This is a genomic window from Paenibacillus sp. FSL H8-0259 (genome assembly GCF_037963255.1).
Lineage (GTDB): Bacteria > Bacillota > Bacilli > Paenibacillales > Paenibacillaceae > Paenibacillus_AQ > Paenibacillus_AQ phytohabitans.
On record NZ_CP150147.1, the window covers coordinates 5,810,005 to 5,832,828 of the forward strand.

Here is a 22,824-nt window from a genome sequence, read left to right on the forward strand (position 1 = left end):
CCTTCGCAGCGGCATAATGTATTCGGTTTTTCGCATACATTTGGTTCGTTACCCTTCGCAGCGGCACATTGCTCGATTGTACTCGGTTTTTCGCATACATTTAGCTCGTTTACCCTCGCAGTGGCACATTGTATTCGGTTTTTCGCATACATTCGGTTCGTTTACCCTCGCAGTGGCACATTGTATTCGGTTTTTCGCATACATTCGGGTCGATTGTCCTGGCAGTTGCACATTGTATTCGGTTTTTCGCATACATTCGGTTCGTTTACCCTCGCAGTGGCACATTGTATTCGGTTTTTGGCATACATTTGGTTCGTTTACCCTGGCAGTTGCACATTGTATTCGGTTTTTCACATACATTCGGTTCGTTTAACCTCGCAGCGGCACATTGTATTCGGTTTTTTACATACATTTGGTTCGTTTGCCTCCGCATAGTGCCCAATTCCAGCGGATTCAGGGGCACTTATGCCCCTCATTTCCTCAGTTTCTTTGCCCTCTATCGGTGGATTCAGAGGAATCCCTCTATATCCGTAACAAAAAAACAGCAGCCCGGGAATTCCAATTCCCGGCTGCCGCTTTTATTCCCTTGATTCCCTTGATTCCTTGATTCCCTTGATTCCTTGATTCCCTTGATTCCTCGATTCCCCCGAGTTCCTCAATTCCCCGTAGCTATCTTCGCTCCGAGTCCTTCCACTCCGCATCAACTGGCGGCAGCTCGTTACCGGTGGTCAAGTAGATCCGGTCGATCCGCAGCTGCGACTTTCTGGCCAAGACGGAGAGCACGTGCTCACCGGCGGTGAGCGCAAGGTCAGATATCGCACACCAGTAATATACATACGCGGTGTTGTACGTATGCAGCGTACCTCCGCCGAACTGTTCGGATATCGGCTGCACCTCGCCATCCAGCGCCAGATAGCAGGAGTCCGACTTGTCGTTATAATGCCGGAGCAGCATCCATACCTGATAAGCTCCCGGTGTGCTGACGCTCAGCCGGTAATGCATCGCCGGAGCCTGCTCCGGATGATCCCAGCGGATTCCCGGCATGGCAACGTGCATCGCCAGCCCGGTCCGTCCGTTCGTTTCCGCCTGCAGATGGCTCCAGCTCAGGCCACTTCCGTCCGCAGCCGTTGTAAGATAAGCATTCGCTGAATTCTCCAGGGCATACTCCGCTTCAATCGCCAGAACCCCGTCCTGTTCAACGAAGACACCCGAACCAAATTCCTGAAGCCAATCCTTACTCCCGTCATTTCCGCTGATATTAGCATAACGCGGCTCACCTAGCTCAGTCTGCGGGGAATTCACAAGCGTATTAAAGATCTGAGTGTTCATCGTCTGGAAGAACTCCCGGTCCGCATACAAGACATTGGGAGGCGGAACCTCATCTATACTGGTTAAGTATAACCCGCTACGCAACCGTTCCAGTTCATCCCACTGCACATCTGGACCCTCCAGTCCATACGCGGGAACCAGTGTTTCGCCATGTCTGCTGTAAATTGGACCCAGATTACTTCCGCTCTGCTCGGTCGTATAGAGCACAAGTTTGGTAAGGGTCACATAACGGTCCACCATATAAATTTTTAGGGTATGGGCTCCGGCAGAGAGGAACGGAAGCTCCACCATGATTTTCTCGCCATTATCGAACACAGCTTCCTTCCAGTTGCCGAGCCATTCGTCACGGGTCTCACTCTCTACAATAAAAGGCTCTTCTTCATCCATGCCGACGCCGAAGCGGATCTGCCCCGTGGAATCCAGTGTGAGGAAACGGTATATTTCCAGCTCAAACTTCCCGCTATGCTGCAAATACAGATCATATTCCAGATGAGGATTCTCCTTGTCCAGGCCATCCAGCGGACGGAGCCCAGAATGCCAGGCCATTACCGCATCCCCTTCATGTCTTCCGAGGCCCGGCACGGTTATCCAGCCGAACTTCGCTTCATCCCCTGCTACACCATCATGGAAAATATTCCGGTCATAACCCACTGCCGGGATGGATACATACCCGTCCGCTTCAATATAAGCGGCAGCTCCTTCGGGTAGCTCTACGGCTTCCTCAACCTGAATCTTAACCGGAATCACACTGCCGTCCCTGTGATCATGGACATTAATAACTCTCTGCTTACCCGCATGCTCCGCAGGGTTCAATACCGATACGAGAATCCTTTTCTCGGTATGGATCGTCCCTTCACTCTCAGAGAGGGTAATCCAGTCCGTACCTTCAGTGACTTCGATAGAATAAGAAATGCTGCCTGCACCCTGGTTCCCAATCTCAATCCACTTCTGCGTCATCCCATAAACTGAGAATGAGAGCACCTCATCATCATTCCACAGATTCACCTTTACACCGCTTCCGGAAATGCTCAGGGCAGGCTTTCTTGCCGGAAACATCGCTGTCGGCGGCGGCGGGAAGCTCTCAGGCGTGAGGATGCCCTCCCATTTTCCCTCGCTCATCTTATGATTGTAGTAATGCAACATGCTCCGCTTGTAATCAAGCATTTTACCGGATAGCTCTGTATATTTGTCTGCTGCCTGCATATTCCCCCGCGCGTAGGAGAGGTTGCTCCGGTCGGCATAATAGAACTCATGGTTGGTGTAGTAGGAAGCATGTATCTTCATCAGGAACAATTGGAAGAAGGCAGCACGCTCCTCCGGCGGCAGACTGTCCAGAATCGCATTTCCCCGTCTATAAATATCCTCAAGCTTCATCAGCCTGCGTCCGGCCTCATCACCCAGCACCGTTTGCGTGAAACCATCCGAATTCATATGTTCAATCTTCCGCACATTGGTTACCTGGGCAAAAACTTCATATAACTCAGCCGCTTCAGCACCGTGATTACCGGAGAAGTTCGTATTGATCCAGTGCTCGGTGAACTGCCTGGTGTTCCTGGTAATTCCCGTTTCTCTACCTGCTTCCCAGCCGTAGCGGATGAAGAATTCCATATCCTGCTCCAGCGGCTTGAGTCCGCCGATATTTTGCACCCATATATTCCGGATTCCCGATTCATAGGACTTCCGCAGTTCATTGCCGGTATGGGCCAGGGGGATCGAATTGATAAACAGATAACTCATGGCCGTTCCCCCGTGCGCCCAGTAGGATGAATGGTAATACAGCCCGTGCCCGCCGCTGCGCCCCCGTTCCGCCTCATTTGGATAACGGCGCACATGCCCGAAATTGTCATTCGCCCAGATCAGTGTGACATCCTCCGGCACTTCAAGACCGAGATTGTACAGATCCAGCACCTCTTTATAGGGGACAAAAGTCTGCAGCACCTCCGCCCCTTTAGCTTCCCCGAGTACTTTTGTAAGAATCTTCCGCTGATCTTTGACAATCTCACCGAGCAGGCGAACCTTAGCCGCAGTCTTCTCCTCCGCACTTAAGGAATCATCTTCATCGATAGACTTCGTATGAAATCCGGAATCATGAATCCCGCGCATGCCCATCGTAAAGCTGACTTCGTAATCCTTATTCTGTTCCACGCTTTCCTGCCAGTACTCCAGTAGAATCTCGCGGTTTCTTCCTTCAATAGAATAGTCATAGACGGCATCCGTATACCCTTTGCTCATGATCCACGGTGTCCATTCGTTCTGGTTGCTGCGCAGCAGCATATCACAGTGGGACGTCCCGACAACAATGCCCATTTGTTCAGCAAGAGCACCATTCTCCAGGTTACCATTAAAATAATTCACATGCATCGCCGGCCAAATGTAATTGGCTTTCAGGCGGAGCAGCAGCTCAAAAATTTTCTCGTATGCCTCAGGGCCAATCGTATCGTCAGCGGTATGCAGCTTCGCCCAATCGTTCAGCTCCTCCTCATCATTCAGAAAGATGCCTCTGTATTTCACAGACGGCCAATCCGCCTTGGAGTAATCCGCAGGGAGACTGAAGGTGTCTTTAACTTTAACCGGAACATCCGCCCAGTAATACCACGGAGAAACGCCGAGTTGCTCACATAAATCGTATATTCCAAAAATCGTTCCTCTTCTGTCTGCACCGATGATATACAGTACCCCATCCACTATCTCGTGGAGAAAAGCCTCCCAACGGTAAGCGCCTTCAGCCTTAATCTTGTCGAGCGATAACCGCTTCCCTGCAAGGCTCTCAGCCACCGCCTCGTTAACTGCCGTCCCGATTACAATACTGCATTGACCGATCTCTTGTGACAACTCTGCCTTGCAGCCGCATACCGCCGCAATATCACGGATAAGATTGTTAACCGCTATATGTACCGCGCTATTCTCTGTTTCGGACATGTAGATTTGGATTGTGGTGTTTCTCTTAACTAATTCGTACGACAAGTTGCTTGCCTCCTATATCAACTCTATATTTATTGACTCGAATATACAGCAAATCACAGCAATAATCTTTTAGTATATTGTTCATTTCACGATTTGTTGTATTATATTGCTATAGATAAGGGAGGCGTCATTATGAAAGCTGATTTATATCAAGCCCATCCGTTATTCTCCATGGAATACGAGAAACATGACTCCAACTACGAGATGCCGGCGTTCCACTATCACAACTCTTATGAGCTATATTTTCTTGAAGACGGCTATCATCATTTCGTGGTCAATGACGCCTTGTATGACATCACGATGCATGACGTGGCCTTATTCAAGCCCAATTCCTTTCACAAAAGCCGGGGCAACCACTCCTGCGCCAGGACCTGCCTGTATTTCACCGACCGCTTTCTGCGGCTGCACTTCACGGACCGCTCGATTCAGTCGCTGCTGAGCTGCTTCGACAAAGAAATCATCTCTACCAGCAAAGAAACTTTTCCGAGAATTAAGAAGCTGCTGCTGCTGCTCGAAAAGGAGAACATTGATGATCCCTCTAACCGGATTTTCATCTATTTAGCGGATATCCTGAACATCCTGAATGAGAATGTAAGATCACCCAGAGTGGAGCATGTGCCTGCGGCCTACGCAAACTTCGCCCCGATCCTGCTATACATCAGTCAGAACTATAACCGGATCAGCAAAATCGAAGAAATCGCCGAAGAGTTTTTTATGTCCAAATATTATTTATGCCATGTCTTTAAAGAAGCGACCGGTCTCACCCTGATCCAATACCTGAACAATATCAAGATCCAGCATGCCTGCAATCTGCTTGTGAATTCCACTCTGTCCATTCTGGAGATCGGGAATGCCTGTGGCTTCAATTCCTCTATGTATTTCTGTAAAATCTTCAAGCAGGCACTATCGGTAACGCCCAGCGAGTTCAGAAAACAGGCCGCGCAGTAAGCGTTATGAATTTCCGGCGCTATTAGTGGGATTTATCCCTCTATTTTCACCATCAGAGCCATTTCCGGTGCTATTAGTGGGTTATCCCTCTATTTTCACCATTTGGGCCATTCCCGGCCCTGTTAGTGGGATTTATCCCTCTATTTTCACCATTCGGACCATTTCCGGCGCCGTTAGTGGGATTTATCCCTCTATCTCTCACCATCAGAGCCAATCCCGGCTCAGTTACTAAGCATCATCAAGTCCAAAAAGACCGGAAAGCCTAAAAACGGCCTCCCGGTCTTACCCGCACACAGCTTAATCCCCCGCTTCCGCAGGCACCTCCGGTTCCTTTTCCCAGCGCTGCCGGACAAACAGCTGATATAGCTTGACTGTGATAATCTTCAGCATCATGTAGACGGGAATAATCAGCAGAATGCCGATAATTCCGCCGAAATCGCCGCCCGCCAGGACCAGAATGATCGTGGTCAGCGGATGGATATCCATGCTTTTCCCGAAGATATAAGGCGACACCAGGTTATCCTGAATCTGCTGCGCCACCAGCACAACTACAATCGACCAGATGGCCGTGGACGGCGACTCGATCAGACCGAAGATGAAGATCGGTACCGTGGACAGAATCGCCCCGATAAATGGAATGAAGTTCATCAGCACAGCCACCAGTGTCAGCAGCAGCGCATACGGCAGCCCAATCAGCAGAAAACCGAAATACATCAGCACGCCCAGCGCCAGATTGACCAGCACCCTGCCGACGATGAAGCTGCTCATCACCCCGTCGATTTCAGCAACAACGGACGCACCTTCCTCATGATAACGTTTTGGAAAGAAGCTAACGAGCTTGTCGCCGAACTTCCCGCCTTCCTTGAGCATGTAGAACAGCAGGATCGGAAAGGTAAAGAGTACAATGGCGAAATTGGAGACGAAGGAGAATAGCCCCGACACATAGACCGTCAATAGCGAAAAGCCTTTATTCAAATAATCCATCAGCTGGCTGGCCGGATTCATATCCGCAGGAATCAGCTTCGACAACAAATCGCTGTCCTCCAGCTTCGTCAGCTGCTCTCCCACGGCATTGAATACGCCAGGCATATTATTAGCCAGATTCACCAGCTGATTCTGCAGCGACGGCCAGACGCCTACCGTGAATCCCAGCAGTAGCACCGCGATAACCAGATAGACCAGCAAGATAGCAACTGTCCTGTTCAGCCTGCGGGAGGCCAGGTAATCAATCAAGGGACGCAGCAGATAATAGAAGAAGACGGCCAGCATTAACGGCACAATGACAACACTGAACAGCGAGATAATAGGTGTGAAAATAAAGTCCACCAGTGAGCTTACATAGATAATTCCCAGCACCAGCAGCACTGCAATACAAATGCGGATAAACAAATTCAGTTTGGCCATGAGTGACTCCCGTTTTCATATTTGAACCGGCGGTTCTTTTCCCTATAATATAGTGCGTCATTCTTAATTCAGACTAAATCGAGTCTAAAGAAAAGCTAAAGATTTTGTCTTTAGCCTTTTTTTACATTAGAATGATGGGGAAACGCGGTCAAATCCGACAACCTATGGAGTGAAACCATGATAAAGATCCTTGTTGTAGAAGACGATAAGCATGTACGCAAGCTGATGAACGCTGTGCTGAAACGGGAAGGTTATGACGTGGTAACGGCTGAGAATGGAAGAGAAGCTCTGAAGGTTCTTGAAGTCCAGCATATCGATCTGATTATTCTGGATATTATGATGCCGGAGATGGACGGGTATGAATTTGCCGAAGAGCTCAAGGAAGCGGACAATCGAATTCCCATCCTAATGGCCACAGCCAAACAGCTACCTGAGGATAAGAAAAAAGGCTTCCGGCTCGGAACCGATGATTATATGACCAAGCCTGTGGATACAGAAGAAATGCTGCTGAGAATCCAGGCCCTTCTCCGCCGCTCGCAGATTGCGAGTGCCCGTAAGCTGGTGATCGGCAGGGTTCATCTGGACTATGACACATTAACCGTGACCCGGGACGAGGACAAGCAGACGCTTCCGCAGAAGGAATTCTATCTGCTCTATAAGCTTTTATCCTATCCGGAGCGCATCTTCACCCGCATCCAGCTGATGGACGAGATTTGGGGGATGGACAGCGAAAGCACGGATACTACAGTGAATGTGCATATCAACCGCCTGCGCAAACGTTTTGAAGCCTATCCGGAGTTCGAGCTGGTCTCTGTCCGCGGGCTCGGATATAAGGCGGTGAGAACATGAACATGATCAAGAGGCTGACGGGTAAAATCGGCCTGTCGCTCTACTTCTCGCTTGCTGTATTTATCATCTTCCTCATTACCGTGCTGATTACCGGTGTATTGGTCTATCTGTTGACGGTCTTCGGTGTGCTCAATGAACGTATCATTCAGGATTTCAAAGTCCTTACCTTTATCACATTAATTGCCTGCATCATGATCGGCACCGTCACCTCGGGTCTGGCCAGCCGGAGGATGCTGAAATCCATCCGTACCTTCATCGATGCCACCAACCAGCTGGCAGGAGGAGATTTCACCACCCGGCTGCGGCTCAATAATCCGCCAGAATTCAAGATTCTCTCCGCTAATTTCAACCGGATGGCGGATGAGCTGGGCGGCATTGAGATTCTGCGCACGGATTTCATCAACAATTTCTCGCATGAGTTCCGCACCCCGATTGTGTCGATCAAAGGGTTCGCCGAAATTCTCAAGGATGATGAGCTGAGCAAGGAAGAACGGAATGAATATCTGGATATTGTCATTGAGGAATCCACCCGTCTGGCCGCCCTCGCCTCCAACGTCCTGAGCCTGTCCAAAGTGGAGGCCCAGACGATATTAACGGGCCGCGAGCCCTTCAACGTTGGCGAACAGATCCGCCAATGTGTCTTACTTCTGCATCCCAAAATGGAGAAAAAGCATATATCCATCACAGCCAACGTACAGGACTATGAGGTGCCGGGGAATAAAGAGATGCTGAATCAGGTCTGGCTGAATCTGCTCGACAATGCCATTAAGTTCACTCCCGAGCATGGCGAAATCGAAGTTTCGATGCGGCAGGCCGAAGACAAGATCGAAATCAGCTTCCGGGATAACGGTGCCGGGATCAGTGCGGCTGCACTTCCCAGGGTGTTCGACAAGTTCTATCAGCAGGATACTTCCCACTCCACCGCCGGTAATGGGCTGGGGCTTACCATTGTCCGTAAAATCACTGAGCTGCACGGCGGAACCGTCACCTGTGATAGTGTTCCGCTGCAAGGAACCACCTTTACCCTGCTGCTCCCTGCCTCAAAGAAGCTGCCGTCCACCAAATAAAACATCCCCACAAAGTGGGGCCTTATCTTCGATGATTACTCAACAAAGGGCGGTCCACATGACCGCCCCCCTATTAGCCGATGGTATCCACTACCTTGCCCTCCTGGTCTTTGATATACGTCTTTCTCACCCGTATCATCAGTTCTTTGGCAGTGGACAGCTTGAACTCGCTTTCCTTAGGCTTAAGCTTCGATTCCAGCTCCAGAACAGCAGCTTCACTTAGGCTGATGCGGATGTTCCCGCCGTCTTCCTTGCAGCCAGTCTCTTGTGCCGGTTCCAGCACAACCCGCAGCTTAGGGCTGGTGAGCGTCAGCTTCCTGCCCTTCAGCAGACGGCCGCGCAGCAGCCTGGCTACCGTTGCTGCCTGCTGTGCCCCCATGGCCAGGACGGCCGGTGCTTTGCTGAGCAGACGATTTCTGCCAGGCTCGAAGTCCAATTGATCCACATACAGGATGCCTGTCTGGGACCCGTCACGTTCAATCCCCTGCCGCACTGCATCCTCTATTACCGGAAGCCGCAGCAGTGAATCCCGTCCAAGATCGGTGATAAATGCAGGTAGTACTTCTTGGCTGGCCTGCAGGAATGCGTTGGTATTCCAAGACATCATGGCTTCAAGTTCATCGGCGGTAATCCCCACCATTTGCAGAAACTCTACCCGTCCATTCGGGGTATCCATAGCCGGAAGCTCCGGATCACCGGTAAAAGCCAGAGCGGTCAGTCTCGTGTCTGCACCCAGACAGATAGGACCGTTCGCATCCAGATAATGTCCGGAAGCAAAAACATTGCCGCTGCTGAACACATATCTGGCCATGTTCTGCAGCAGGTTCATCGCCCAGGCCGGAGGCTCCTCTTCTCCGGCAGTACGTGCCAGCCGGAAGGTCAGCTCAAATCCGTAGCCGCTGTATTCCGGGTCCTCTGATTCCTTGTCATATAGCTCAGAGAATCCGAAGGTTACAAAGTGCCAATGGGGATAAGGCAGCTCCGCCTTATAGGCACTGATTCCGTTCAGCGGGTCCTTTCCCCCCAGCATGTAAGGCAACAAGGCAGCATAATGCTTCGGCTCCTGTTGTCCATACAAACCCGACATCTGTTCCTCAATGGCATCCCAACCGGTTGCTTCCACTTCTTCTTCGCTCATTATGTTCCCTCCGGATTCAAATTTATGTATAACTGGCCCATTCAAGCCCTTAATCTCCCGTTCATTACCCGGAATTTCTCTATCATAAGCAGCTATAACCAGTGCAATGTTCAACTGCCTCCAGGTGATTGCCCTGATTAACCCACCGCTCTTGTTCATGTTACACTAAATCTACAAGACTTAAGGAGGGCTACCAGAAGATGAATGTAGAGTCGTTGTTTGAGATTTGTTACCAGAAGCATCCGGGGGCGCCTCAGCCTGAGTTGACACGCTTCGCTGAGGAGTGGCACAAGCCTTTGACGCAAGAGGAAATCGCGGAGATTACCGGACGGCAGCGGAATCCTTTTCCGGTTACCGATCCGCTTCATGCCGTATACCGGCCGTTCGATCCGGCACTCTGGACCATTCCGGACATGCCGTTGCCTGCTGACTACCTGCATTTCCTGCGTTACTCCAACGGCGGAGAATTCGGCAACGGTGAACGGTATGTCCAGCTGTTCGGTACGGACCAGTTACGCTCCATGATGCTTGCATACGAATTCCCTGAATACATGCCGGGCGGGGTTCCCTTTGCCATGGACGGCAGCGGCCATCACTATATCTGGGATATGCGCACGGCCCGGGAAGACGGTGCCTATCCCATCCTCATCGCCCATTCCGGCAACCTGGGTTATGACGACGCAGCATGGATTGCCGGCAGCTTCGAAGAGCTATGCCGGGGAACCGTCTCGGCGGAAGATGTCCTTTATAATTCTTGAAGCAGTGAGGTATAAATCGCATCGCCGAACTTGCTAATTGTTGTACAAATTGCAACTTTGATCCCAAGAACCACAGGTGTTCAGAAGGATTGTTGTATGAAATACAACAATTATCCCGCTACAACGCTTAAATGGAAGTGGAATGTTGTATTTTGTACAACAATTTCGAATTTTGGCCGATTTGACGAGGGAATTGTTGTATTTTGTACAGGATTTTGATGACTCTTACCAGACTAGAGGCTATCCCAAGCTGAACGGCCACCTCATGGCGGCTCCTAGGATGGTCTCTTTGTCATAGCAAGTCTCATGGCCGCTCCCGAGACGGCCTCTTTGTCATATCCGGTCTCATGGCCGCTCCCGGGACGGCCTCTTTGTTACAGCCGGTCTCCTCGCCGCTCCCGGGAAAGCCTCTTTATCATAGCAAGTCTCATGGCCGCTCCTGGGACGGCCTCTTTTTCATAGTATTTTCAGCTTGTTTCAGCAAAAGTTAATTTTCAGTTTATCATTCTCCGGTACGATCATAGCAACAAACACGCAAAGGAGTCATTCTTATGTTGAAATTACTGAAGAATCTGGAGCCCAAAGAATGGTTCTTATTCGGCATCAGCCTCATGTTCATTATCGCGCAGGTCTGGCTGGATCTCGAGCTGCCCGGCTACATGAGTGACATCACCCGGCTGATCCAGACCCCGGGAAGCGAAATGAGTGAGATCATTACGGCCGGAGCCTGGATGCTGCTCTGTGCCCTGGGCAGTCTGGCGACCTCGATCGTCGTGGCAGGGATTGCCGCCAGAATCGCGGCCGACCTGTCAGCCAGATTACGCGCCAAATTGTTCGATAAGGTGCAGTCCTTCTCGATGGAGGAGATCAGCAACTTCTCGACCGCCAGCCTGATTACCCGCTCCACGAATGATATCACCCAGGTCCAGATGCTGATTGTTATCGGCTTACAGCTGCTGGTCAAGGCGCCAATCCTTGCCGTATGGGCTATTCTTAAGATTACGGGTAAAAGCTGGCAGTGGACGCTGGCGACAGGCGCCTCTGTTGGGCTGCTGGTGCTGATTGTCGCCGTCTGCATCACTCTCGTTCTTCCTAAATTCAAGAAACTGCAGCAGTTAACCGACAATCTGAACCGCGTATCCAGAGAGAATCTGAACGGTCTGCGGGTCATCCGGGCTTACAATGCCGAGAAATACCAGGAAGAGAAATTCGCCTCCGCCAACAACGAGCTAACCAGCACCAATTTGTTTGCCAACAATGTAATGACAACGCTGATGCCGAGTATTTCCCTGATTATGAGCGGACTCAGCCTCTCCATCTATTGGATTGGTGCTGTAATTATTCAAGCAGCCGACGGCACCGCCAAGATGGGCTTGTTCTCGGATATGATTGTCTTCTCATCGTACGCGATGCAGGTCGTTATGGCTTTTATGATGCTGATCATGATCTTCATTCTGCTGCCCCGCGCCCAGGTATCGGCCAAACGTATTAATGAAGTGCTGGAAACCGTGCCTAGCCTGAAGAACGGATCAGTCACTCATTTCCCTGTGAAGCGTGAGGATGAGCTTGAATTCAGAGGGGTTAGCTTCAAATATCCGGACGCAGAGGATTATGTGCTGGAGAACATCAGCTTTACGGCGAAGCAGGGCGAGACGGTTGCTTTTATCGGCTCAACAGGCTGCGGCAAGAGTACGCTCGTTAACCTCATTCCCCGTTTCTATGATGCTACCGAAGGCGAAGTGCTCGTGAACGGCATCAATGTCAAAGAATACGACCAGCAGGTGCTGCGTAATAAAATGGGCTATGTCTCCCAGAAAGCGGTACTGTTCGGCGGAACGGTGGCTTCGAATATCGCTTTTGGCGAGAATGGTGCCGGTCAGGTGCTCAGCTCCGATATTGTAGATGCGGTGTACACGTCCCAATCCTCTGAATTTGTGGAAAAGCTGGAGGGCAACTATGAGGCCCACATCGCCCAAGGCGGCTCCAATCTGTCCGGCGGACAGAAGCAGCGGCTGTCGATTGCCAGAGCGATTGCCCGGCGCCCGGAAATTCTGATCTTCGATGATTCGTTCTCGGCGCTTGACTATAAGACGGACCGCAAGCTGCGCAGCGAGCTGAAGAAAGACGCTCATGCGTCCACGATGCTGATCGTTGCCCAGCGCATTGGCACGATTAAAGACGCCGACAAAATCATCGTGCTGGAAGCCGGGCAAATTGCCGGTATGGGCACGCATGACGAATTAATGCAAACCTGCGCCGTCTATCAGGAAATTGCTTACTCACAGCTGACCAAGGAGGAGCTCGCCTAATGAAGATGAAAACCAAAGCTAAAGGACAGAATACCTGGAGCAAGCTGCTCCGTTACTGCCGTAAATACGTTCCGGTGATCGTCATTGCGCTGATCTGCGCGGCGGCCGGAACCGTGCTCACCCTGCTCGGTCCGGATATGCTCTCCGAGATTACGGACAAAATCACTGCCGGTCTCGCAGGCGGGATCGATATGGACGGCATTGCTGCCATCGGCATCACCCTCGTCGTGATCTACGCCATCAGCGCGGTGCTCTCACTCTCGCAGGGCCTGATCATGTCGAATATTACCCAGAAGGTCTCCAAGAAATTAAGAACCGATCTGGCTCATAAGATGAACCGGCTTCCGATCTCCTACTATAATAAGTCGGCCACAGGGGATATCCTCTCCCGGGTAACGAATGATGTGGATACCATCGGCCAGGCAATGAATCAGAGCATAGGTACAGTCGTAACTGCCGTAGCCATGTTCATCGGTTCGATCATCATGATGCTCCGGACCAATGTAATTATGACCCTTACCGCTATCGTAGCGACAATCATCGGCTTCGGCCTGATGGCGGTTATTATGAAGAAATCGCAGAAGTATTTTGCCAGCCAGCAGGAATTCTTGGGCAAAATCAACGGTCATGTTGAGGAAGTCTATACCGGACATAACGTTGTAAAAGCCTACAACGGTGAAGCGCAGATGCGCACCACCTTCCAGGAATTAAATCAGGGATTGAAGAACAGCGCCTTCAAAGCGCAATTCCTCTCCGGACTGATGCCGCCGCTGATGGGCTTTATCGGTAATCTCGGTTTCGTCGCCGTCTGTGTCGTTGGCGCTGTACTGGCCTTGGATGGAACTATCTCCTTCGGGGTTATCGTCGCCTTCATTATGTATGTACGTTACTTCACCCAGCCGTTATCCCAGATCGCCCAGGCCGCGCAGAACCTGCAATCGGCATCGGCCGCAGGCGGACGCGTGTTTGAATTCCTCGAAGAAGCAGAAATGGAAGACGAGACCCGCAAAGAGAACACACTGGCAACAGCGGCAGGCAAAGTAAGCTTTGACCAGGTGAAATTCGCTTACGATAATTCCGGGAACCTGGTGATCAAAAACTTCTCGACAGAAGTGAAGCCGGGGCAAAAGGTGGCCATCGTCGGCCCGACCGGCGCAGGCAAAACTACGCTCGTCAATCTGCTCATCCGCTTCAACGAGCTGACCGGCGGAGAAATCTACATCGATGACACACCGATCAGCAGTCTGACGAGGGAGAACATCCACGATTTGTTCTGCATGGTGCTGCAGGATACCTGGCTGTTTGAAGGCACAATCAGGGAGAACCTGATCTACAATCAGCAGAATATCACAGACGAGAAGCTTGTAGAAGCCTGCAAGGCGGTTGGCCTGCACCGCTTCATTCAGAGCCTTAGCGACGGATATGATACCGTCCTGAACGATAAGGTCAACCTGTCCGCCGGACAAAAGCAGCAGCTGACCATTGCCCGCGCGATGCTGAAGGATGCACCGATGCTCATTCTTGACGAAGCTACCAGCTCCGTGGATACCCGGACTGAGCTGCTGATTCAGCAGGCGATGGATCAGCTGATGGAGGGCAGAACCTCCTTCGTCATCGCCCACCGGCTGTCCACGATCAAGAACGCCGATGTGATTCTGGTCCTGAAGGACGGCGATATTCTGGAAAGCGGCAGCCATACAGAATTGCTGGCGAAGAACGGATTCTACGCCGAGCTGTATAACAGCCAGTTTGAGCAGGCTTCCTAAGCGGAGCTTGCCCTGCAATGTGGAGCTTCCTTCACATAAAAACCGCAAAACAACGGCAGGCTCGTAAATGAGCCTGCCGTTGTTTCGTGTTCATTCAGCGATAACCGTTCGGTTCCTCCCCCCGCTCTTCGCCAGATACAGCGCCTGATCCGCCTTCTCCAGCAAGCCCTCCTGTTCAGGGGAATGCGATGGATAATGCGCGACGCCCTGAGAAACCGTAACCTGCACAGGAACCGGTGCCTCGCTTTGTTCTACTGCCCGGCGAATGCGTTCAGCTGCGTTAAAGGCTTCTTCAGGCGTGGTGCGGGCCAGGAGAATAACGAATTCTTCACCGCCATAGCGGTAACAGATATCGTCCGGGCGGAGAGAGGCCGCCACCACCCTGGCAATATGTATTAACACTTCATCACCACTGTTATGGCCATAAGTGTCGTTAACGCGTTTGAACTTATCTACATCCAGCATGACAAGTGAAAAGGGTAAATCTGCGGTTATCCACTGATTTATCGTTTGTTCAAGGGATCTCCGGTTCATCAGGCCTGTCAGAGCATCCGTCGCAGCTTCCTGGGTCAGTTGATCGGTCTGCTCCTGAATATTGGCCAAGGCAAGCAATACACCATTGGTCAGCAAATAAGCTTCCCGGCTCCAATACTGCTTCGCTTCCCGTAATTCTATCTTTTCCTTCCCCATCTTGCTCACCACATTGGCCAGGTAGACAAAGGGGCTCGCAAACTTGCGCGCCAGGAGAATAACGCCCAGCAGCATGATGATAAACGGGAATAAGGAATACCCGATCAGGATACGAATGTGGCCGATCAGTTCCTTATGGATTTGACCAATCGGTGAGACAACCACTATTCCCCATCCATTGGACGGAACGCTCGAGTAGCCGGCAAGCAGCTCGGTGCCCCGGGTATTCCGCACCTGTTGCTCCCCGCTCTCCTTATTCATCAATCTTTGGACAACTGCATTGCTGCTGACACTCTCTCCGATAAGCTGCTTGTCCGGGTGATACACCAGATGCCCGTCCGAATCCACAATATAATAATAAGCGCCGGAATCCTCCTCCTGGCCGTTGTCAAAAATTTCAGACAGGACATTATTCTCCTGCAGATAGATCGTGCCGCTTAACATTCCGAGATATGTACCGGTGTTACCAACGATCGGTTGGCTCAAAAACACGATCAGCCGCTTAGTGTTTGCTGTCAGATACGGGGAGGATATATACGGTTTTTGGACCGCTAAGGCTTCCAGACTATTGCTGGAGGTGATGTGCTTACCTGCTGTTCCCAAGCTGACAGGTGATACATTGCGGATTAATCCGCTTGCTTCGACCACTGTCATAGAATTGAAGAAATTGCTGCTGCTGCGCATCAGATCTAAATATTCATTCACTTTCTCCGGTGCCATGGTCTCGATACCGGACAATATACCGGCATTGTATTTCAAGCTGCCCTGCATGGATAGAAATAAGGAATCCATCGTCCTCGACATACGGTCAGCATTAATATAATTCAGATGGAGCGTCGTCTCCGTCAATGATCGTTTCTTGGACTCATATGAACCCACCAGAAGAATACCCGAAGTTAGCAGAATTACCAGCGTCACGAGCCCCGTTAGCAGCGTTGTGAGACTCAGCTTATTACTTATGAGAAGCGCATTATTTAACCTATTAAGCAACCTGCAATCCTCCTTGGTGTCTGAAAACATAGTTACTTAATATTACAATGAATTATAGTATTGTTCGAGAATGGATTATTTGCAGGAGAATTAATGATTAGTTTCAGAAAAAAGACAACAAAAAACAGCCCGTTCACAATGGTGAACGGGCTGTTTTTCATATCACAACACCATAAATGCATGCAGTGTCCGGTCGGCAAGATACGGAAGGTACTCATGGCCGTATTCGTGATATACCAGAAGTTCCTTGTCCGCCGTGATTTTATTATATGCAGCAAATTGGGTCGAAGGAGGACAGATGGTATCTGTCAGCCCGGTTACCCACAGCACCTTAGCCTGCACCCGGTCTGCCAGATTCTGAATATCGATATAGCCCAGGCGGCCAAAAATTTCTTCCTCTCGCAGATGATGCGGGTCGAAGAAGCGGAAATAATAGTTCAGCTCCTCATAGGCAGAGGTTGTAATATTCGTCTCCCAGGCCCGCTTATAATCGGAGAGGAACGGATATACAGGTACGGCCACCTTAATGCGCGGCTCCAGCGAGGCACAGGCAACAGTAAGCCCGCCGCCCTGCGATAACCCAAAGGCGCCGACCCGCTCCGGGTCAACCTCCGGCATGGCCATCAGGATACGCGCGGTCTGGGCGGTATCGAGAAATACATTGCGGTAGTACAGATGATCCGGGTCCGGATCATCGATCCCGCGGATGATATGCCCCCGGACCGTTGTGCCCTGAACGGTCAGGTTATCCTCGGACAATCCGCCCTGGCCGCGGCAATCCATGGCAAGTACGCTGATCCCGTGGGCGGCATACCCCACCTTCTCCAGCCAGTCGCCGCTGTCACAGGCGTAGCCGTGGAACATGACCACTCCCGGGCCGCCCTTCCCGCCGGATAGGGTCTTGGGCCTTACATATTTGCAGTGTATTCTGGCTCCGCCGACACCGGTGAAATACAGATGGAAGCAATCCGCCAACGGGCTCGTAAATTCCGCCGGCACCAGCTCATAATCCAGCGGCTGCGCATCCAGCTCGCGCAGCGCACGATCCCAGTAGTCCTCAAAGTCCACGGGCCTCGGGCTGCTGCCTTCGTATGCCTGCAGTTGCGGCAGTGATCTTTCGTTCATGCTGACTCTCCTTAGGGTTGATGATGTCCTAGATCTTGCCCAGGCCGGCATCATCGCCCACTTCCTCATGGGTGTCGATGACGTAGTTCACAATATCCTGTACAGTAGTGTAAGCCACGCCTACATAGGTATCGGCAGCGCCGTAGTAGATGGCGATACGGCCGGTTTCAGCGTCGGTCAGCGCAGCGCAAGGGAACAGCACGTTGTTGACGAAACCTCTCTCCTCATACCATTCTTCCGGGGTAAGCACGAAGTTTCTCGAGCGGTATTTGACTCTCGACGGCTCGTCCTTATCCAGAATCACCGCACCCATGCTGTACACGAGGCCGTTGCAGGTTCCTGTAACCCCGTGATAGAACATCAGCCAGCCTTCGCTCGTTTCGATGGGGGCTGGACCGCCGCCGATCTTGGTGCTCTGCCACCAGCCTTGTCCGCCCTTGGTCATGACATGACGGTGTTTGCCCCAGTATACGAAGTCCGGGCTTTCGCTCAGGAAGACATCGCCGAACGGCGTGTGTCCGCTGTCGCTCGGCCGGGACAGCATCACGAAGTTGCCGTTCAGCTTCTTGGGGAACAGCACGCCGTTGCGGTTGAACGGCAGGAACGGATTCTCCAGGCTGATGAACGTTTTGAAATCCTGTGTCTTGGCTACCCCGATGGCAGCACCATAGAAATCTGTACACCAGATGATGTAATAGGTGTCTTCCACCTTCACCAGACGCGGGTCATAGGCATAACGCGGTGCATACGGCTGGCCCGCTTCGTCTATAAACTGAATCGGCCCGTCATCGATTGTCCAGTCCAGACCGTCCGCACTATGGCCCATCCGCAGGTGAGGGCGGGTAGTGTTGTCCTCTACACGGAACACGCCGAGAAAGCTGCCCTCATAGGCAATAACGGCACTGTTGAAGATCCGGGCAACACCTTTGGCCGGATTACGTTTGATGACCGGGTTGTCACTGTGTCTCCACACCGGATGGTCATTGCCTGCGGGTCTGTCCTGCCAAGGCATGTTCGGGATATTCTGGTCAGTAGTCAGCTTAACTTCTTTCAATGTAGGATTCCTCCAAATGTTTTTTATTTTACTGAACCTTGTGCAAAGCCGTTGTAAATGTACTTTTGCAAGGAGACGAAGGCAACCAGCGTCGGAATGATCGCAATCATAATCGCCGCACAGATGACTTCCCACTGCGAGCCGTAAGGCCCTTTAAATTTGAACAGCGCGGTAGAGACGACCTGCAGGCTGCTTTTTGGCATGTACAGGAAAGGCGTATAAAAGTCATTGTAGATGTTAACGCCCTTCACGATAATGACCGTAACAATGGCAGGGCTCAGCAGCGGCAGAATAATTCTCCAGTAAATCGTCCAGTACGATGCCCCGTCCAGCATGGCCGATTCATCCAGCGACTCGGAGATCGAATCAAGGAACTGCATGAAAATATATACGGCGATAATGTCTGTTCCAAGATACATCAGAATGGGCGCCCAGCGCGTATTGAACAAATCCAGCGAGTTGATGATCTGAAAGGTAGCAACCTGTGTCGTTACGCCCGGAATCAGGGTTGCCAGCAGAAAAGCGCCCATCAGCAGGCTGCTGCCTCTGAATTTGAAGCGGGCGAGAATATAAGCCATCATCGATCCGGTCAGGGTAGCGCCGGCAATGGAGATCAGTACGATGATGATGGTGTTCATGAAGCCCAGCAGCATTTTGCCGTCGACAAAAGCTTTGGTATAGTTGGTGAAATTCAGCCAGTTCTCCGGCATGGTAAGCGGTCCGGTGCTGGCATACTCCGCATTGGTTTTGAGCGAGGCGAAGAAGACGACGATGATCGGAATTAGGGCGGCAAGCGCGCCTAAGACTAAGGTGAGGTACTTGAAGAAAGAAGCTGCGCTGTATTTGAATGGTTGCATCTCTTACTTCTCCTCCTTAATCAGCACACGCTGCAGAATGGTCACGACAATAACAATACCCAGAAGCACTACAGCCATTGCCGAAGCAAGACCCAGCTTGCTGTATTTAAAGGCCACATCGACGGTCTGAATGACAAAGGTACCGCTGCCGTTAGAGCCGCCGGTCATGACATACGGAATTTCGAAGACACCGATCGCTCCGCTCACCGCGAGGATCAGATTGAGCTGCAGAATACGTTTGATGCTCGGGATGATAATATGTCTGAACTGGTGCCAGCGGTTCGCACCGTCAATTTCCGAAGCTTCATAAATATCGCTGCCGATCGAGGAAATCGCTCCGAGGAAGATGATGAAGTTCATCCCCATGTATCTCCAGACGGAAGCAAAGGCGAGGGAAATATTGATCAGATGCGGATTCAGCAGCCACTTCTGCTGCCATGCGCCGAGTCCAACCAGGTCAAGCAGTGTATTAAGGGTTCCCTCCGGCTTGAAGAAGAACAGGAAGATGAACCCGATGGCTACCCCGTTGAGCAGTGTCGGGAAGAACAGAATGCCTTTGAACCAGTTCTTCAGACGGACATTGAAGCTCAGGATGGTCGCGAAATACAAGGCCAGTCCCATTTGCACAAAGGTGGCGAAGAAATAATACAGACTGACCTTAAACACGGCGAAATACTCCGGTTTGGTGAAGATCGTCTTATAGTTGTCGAAACCGACATAATCCATTTTCTTGCTGAAGCCGTCCCAGCTTGTGAAGCTGTACTGGAACATTTTGAATACGGGTAAATATGAGAACGTCAACAGCAGCAGTACCGGAACTAACGAGAACAGCAGGATGATCAATATCCGCTGATTTTTATAGCTTAAGTTGGACAATCTCTCCACACCTCCTAAGAACACTAGCTTATTACTCCATATCCTGCCTGTACCCGCAAAAGCGAAGGGGAAAATGCGCTGACGCATCTCCCCGTTCTCTTGAATCTGTCTTCACTCTGCGAGGTTTAAAGCTTATTGTGCGGTTGTAATCTTAGCTCTTGCCGCTTTCCATTTGTCGTTCAGGTCCTTCATGATATCGTCATAGGAATCCTTGCGGTTGCCGATGGCGGCTTCAATGATTACTTTCTTGAAGTCAGGCTGCCAGAGGCCGATCTCTGCCTCTTTATCGATTGCATCCACCCAGCCCTCTTCACCGGCTTTGGCGGGTGCAAGGGTGTCGAAGGTTACGTCCGTGCCTTCAAATTGCTTGAGAATTTCCGGAAGCTCAGCGCCCTTAACCGGGCTCATGCCTCCGCCTTCAGTGGTCGGATAGCCGGATTCATTAATGAACCAGTCTACCCAGGCTCTTGCCGCTTCCTTGTTCTGGCTGTGGATGCTTACACCCAGGTTATAATCGTCGGACAGGGGAACCAGAATTTTGTCTGCGTTGGTAGGGAAAGGCATGAAGCCGACATCATCCGGATTGGCAGCCAGGCCTTTGATCTGGCCGATGGCCCAGGAGCCGAGCATCATCGTCCCGATTTTACCGTTCGCCAGATCAGCCTTGGAGGATTCCCAGTCCGTAGTCGTAGGATCTTCTTCAATCAGTCCGTTCTTCGCGGCGTCGTACATTACTTTGTACAGGTCGTAGTGGGGTTGTCCCGGCACGAAGTTATCATCCGAGGCAACCTGAGCGATATTTACATAATCGCGGTCTCCGGCAACCGTAGCCAGATCGGATTCCCATTGGGTGAGCGTCCAGCCTGCTGCATAGTTCGTGTACAGCGGAACTGCATCCGTCTTGTCTTTGATGCTCTGCAGAGCGGTCTGGAACTGTTCAAAGGTTCTTGGAACCTCAGTGATACCCGCATCTTTGAATACCTGCTTGTTGTAGATCACACCGGAGAAGTTAACAGTGACCGGAATCCCGTAGGATATGCCGTCAACCGTGCGTTCCTCCAGGCCCGTATACTGCTGCTCCAGATCGGACATTTTACCCAGCGGCTCAAAAAACTCCGGCAGGTCCTTGATCGCCACGCTGGTTGGCAGCAGCAGCACATCACCGTAATCGCTCGTGCTCATCCGGATTTTGATCTGGTCCTCATAGTTCGACAGTGCCTCAAAATTTACTTTGACATCCGGATATTTCTCGTTGAACTTGGCTGCGTAATCCTTGAATACGGTATCAACGATATCCGTTCTTTGGGTGATTACCGTGATTTTGCCTTTAATATCCTTGGCTGCATCTCCCTCAGGAGCGGCAGTAGCCTCCGTGCCTGTCCCCGTATTGCCTGCGTTAGTTGCTGCTGCATTATCCGCATTGTTATTGCTCGAACAGCCTGCGAATAAACCCGCCATCAGCGTCAATGCTGCTAAACTTGTAACTGCCTTTGTCTTCTTCATTGCTGGTTAGACCCCTCTCTCCGATTCACAGATCATAATAACAATAAACTAACAAACTTTCACGGGATTAAAGATTAATTCACCACACAAGAGCTTAATTAATGCCTATTCTCGTGAAAAAGAGTGTTGGTATCGCTTACAGACTAATTATAGATCGTATCCAACCCTAAAACGATGGTTTGAATTGTTTTTTCTGGTCTTCAATTTGTTATTTTTGTTTTTATTATTTTATTATTTAATACAAAAAAACGTCAAAAAAGAGGGCTTTCGCCCTCCGCCATTCATTTCATCCTGTTAACATGCAGTTATCCGTACCGCTTATTCTTTGGGAATTCTGCAGCCGCTCTTATAATCCTTGGGAGTCATGCCGCATATTTTTTTGAACAGCTTGTTGAAATATACAGGATCATTATAGCCGACCCGTTCAGCAATCTCGTAATTCTTGAGTTCAGGCTGCCCGGTCAGGAGCTCCTTGGCCTTCGCAATCCGTATACCAATCAGATAATCGGTAATGGTCTGTCCGGTCTTGTATTTGAACAGGCGGCTGATATAGCTGGCATTCATTCCGACCGTCTCCGCCAGGCGCTCCAGCTCGAAGTTATGGCTGTATTCCTTCTCCAGGATCACTTTGGTCTGTTCGACCACGTGATGTTCCCTGCCTCCCGGAGCCTGCAATACGGGCTGTTCCGTTCCGGAAGACTTCAGCTGCCTGTTCTCCTCTACCCGCTTCAGCAGTTCGTATAACTGGGCTTTCTCAATTGGCTTCAGCAGATAATCCATCACGCCGAAACGGATCGCCCGCCGGGCGTATTCGAAATCGTTGAACCCGCTCAGTACCGCAATGGGCAGATTCTTCATATGGCCTCTGGCTTCTTCAATCAGCTTAAAGCCGTCCATTCTAGGCATCTTGATATCCGTAATCAGCAGATCAATATCCCCTGCCGACATCGCTGAAAGATGATTCCACGCCTCCAGACCGTTACCATACGAGCCGATAACCTCCACTTCCACATCCATTCTGGAAGTAATCTTCTCAAGCCCGCGGCGAATTACTTCCTCATCATCCGCAATCATGATTCTGATCACTTGGCAAACCGCCTCCAGCCTTATTATCGCTTGCACAATGATTGCGTTACCATTTCAATTATAGGCTTCATCCTTGCAATATAAAATGTGCTGTATTGCTTTTTTATAGTC

At 50.9% G+C, this 22,824-nt stretch carries 16 protein-coding genes; 6 read left to right on the forward strand and 10 right to left on the reverse strand.

Annotated elements, in window-relative coordinates; translation table 11 throughout:
• Positions 1–669 precede the first annotated feature (669 nt).
• Complete coding sequence (locus NSU01_RS25100) at positions 670–4,293, reverse strand: glycosyl hydrolase 115 family protein (RefSeq protein ID WP_076244520.1); 3,624 nt, start codon at positions 4,291–4,293, stop codon at positions 670–672.
• Positions 4,294–4,425: 132 nt separating this feature from the next.
• Here NSU01_RS25100 and NSU01_RS25105 point away from each other — a divergent pair, with 132 nt between their 5' ends.
• The gene (locus tag NSU01_RS25105) at positions 4,426–5,241 is read left to right on the forward strand and encodes a helix-turn-helix transcriptional regulator (protein WP_076244518.1); all 816 of its coding nucleotides are present in this window, start codon (positions 4,426–4,428) and stop codon (positions 5,239–5,241) included.
• Between the two features lie 297 nt (positions 5,242–5,538).
• Here NSU01_RS25105 and NSU01_RS25110 read toward each other — a convergent pair whose 3' ends face one another.
• Positions 5,539–6,645 carry an AI-2E family transporter gene (locus tag NSU01_RS25110; RefSeq protein ID WP_076244516.1) on the reverse strand — a complete coding sequence of 369 codons (1,107 nt, stop codon included), beginning with the start codon at positions 6,643–6,645 and terminating at the stop codon, positions 5,539–5,541.
• A 177-nt stretch (positions 6,646–6,822) separates the two neighbouring features.
• On the opposite strand from NSU01_RS25110, the gene NSU01_RS25115 reads away from it, so the two are divergent.
• Both NSU01_RS25115 and NSU01_RS25120 read left to right on the forward strand, forming a co-directional pair.
• Positions 6,823–7,494 (forward strand): response regulator transcription factor, encoded by a 672-nt coding sequence (locus NSU01_RS25115; protein WP_076244514.1) that lies wholly within the window; start codon positions 6,823–6,825, stop codon positions 7,492–7,494.
• On the forward strand, positions 7,491–8,561 hold the full coding sequence (locus NSU01_RS25120) for a HAMP domain-containing sensor histidine kinase (RefSeq protein ID WP_197074266.1): 1,071 nt from the start codon (positions 7,491–7,493) through the stop codon (positions 8,559–8,561). Before NSU01_RS25115 ends, NSU01_RS25120 begins: the two co-directional genes overlap by 4 nt.
• A gap of 73 nt (positions 8,562–8,634) precedes the next feature.
• Here NSU01_RS25120 and NSU01_RS25125 read toward each other — a convergent pair whose 3' ends face one another.
• Complete coding sequence (locus NSU01_RS25125) at positions 8,635–9,699, reverse strand: suppressor of fused domain protein (RefSeq protein ID WP_076244674.1); 1,065 nt, start codon at positions 9,697–9,699, stop codon at positions 8,635–8,637.
• A 200-nt stretch (positions 9,700–9,899) separates the two neighbouring features.
• On the opposite strand from NSU01_RS25125, the gene NSU01_RS25130 reads away from it, so the two are divergent.
• The 3 genes from NSU01_RS25130 (at position 9,900) to NSU01_RS25140 (ending at position 14,532) form a co-directional block, all read left to right on the forward strand.
• Positions 9,900–10,457, forward strand: a complete 558-nt coding sequence (locus NSU01_RS25130; RefSeq protein WP_042138977.1) for an SMI1/KNR4 family protein — start codon at positions 9,900–9,902, stop codon at positions 10,455–10,457.
• Positions 10,458–11,008: 551 nt separating this feature from the next.
• Positions 11,009–12,766 carry an ABC transporter ATP-binding protein gene (locus NSU01_RS25135; protein WP_042138979.1) on the forward strand — a complete coding sequence of 586 codons (1,758 nt, stop codon included), beginning with the start codon at positions 11,009–11,011 and terminating at the stop codon, positions 12,764–12,766.
• The gene (locus NSU01_RS25140; RefSeq protein ID WP_218639449.1) at positions 12,766–14,532 is read left to right on the forward strand and encodes an ABC transporter ATP-binding protein; all 1,767 of its coding nucleotides are present in this window, start codon (positions 12,766–12,768) and stop codon (positions 14,530–14,532) included. Before NSU01_RS25135 ends, NSU01_RS25140 begins: the two co-directional genes overlap by 1 nt.
• Positions 14,533–14,622: 90 nt before the next feature.
• Here the strand turns inward: NSU01_RS25140 and NSU01_RS25145 are convergent, their stop codons facing one another.
• From NSU01_RS25145 to NSU01_RS25175, 7 genes are all read right to left on the reverse strand, one after another.
• The gene (locus NSU01_RS25145) at positions 14,623–16,212 is read right to left on the reverse strand and encodes a sensor domain-containing diguanylate cyclase (protein WP_076244512.1); all 1,590 of its coding nucleotides are present in this window, start codon (positions 16,210–16,212) and stop codon (positions 14,623–14,625) included.
• Positions 16,213–16,374: 162 nt separating this feature from the next.
• Entirely contained in the window at positions 16,375–17,337 is a 963-nt protein-coding gene (locus tag NSU01_RS25150; protein ID WP_076244510.1) for an alpha/beta fold hydrolase, read from the reverse strand.
• Positions 17,338–17,365: 28 nt separating this feature from the next.
• Positions 17,366–18,391, reverse strand: a complete 1,026-nt coding sequence (locus NSU01_RS25155) for a glycoside hydrolase family 130 protein (protein WP_042138984.1) — start codon at positions 18,389–18,391, stop codon at positions 17,366–17,368.
• 23 nt (positions 18,392–18,414) lie between these two features.
• Positions 18,415–19,248, reverse strand: a complete 834-nt coding sequence (locus NSU01_RS25160) for a carbohydrate ABC transporter permease (protein WP_076244508.1) — start codon at positions 19,246–19,248, stop codon at positions 18,415–18,417.
• A gap of 3 nt (positions 19,249–19,251) precedes the next feature.
• On the reverse strand, positions 19,252–20,133 hold the full coding sequence (locus NSU01_RS25165) for a sugar ABC transporter permease (RefSeq protein WP_042138986.1): 882 nt from the start codon (positions 20,131–20,133) through the stop codon (positions 19,252–19,254).
• A 123-nt stretch (positions 20,134–20,256) separates the two neighbouring features.
• Positions 20,257–21,627, reverse strand: a complete 1,371-nt coding sequence (locus tag NSU01_RS25170; protein ID WP_042138987.1) for an extracellular solute-binding protein — start codon at positions 21,625–21,627, stop codon at positions 20,257–20,259.
• Between the two features lie 318 nt (positions 21,628–21,945).
• Positions 21,946–22,713 carry a response regulator gene (locus tag NSU01_RS25175; protein ID WP_076244506.1) on the reverse strand — a complete coding sequence of 256 codons (768 nt, stop codon included), beginning with the start codon at positions 22,711–22,713 and terminating at the stop codon, positions 21,946–21,948.
• Positions 22,714–22,824: the final 111 nt, after the last annotated feature.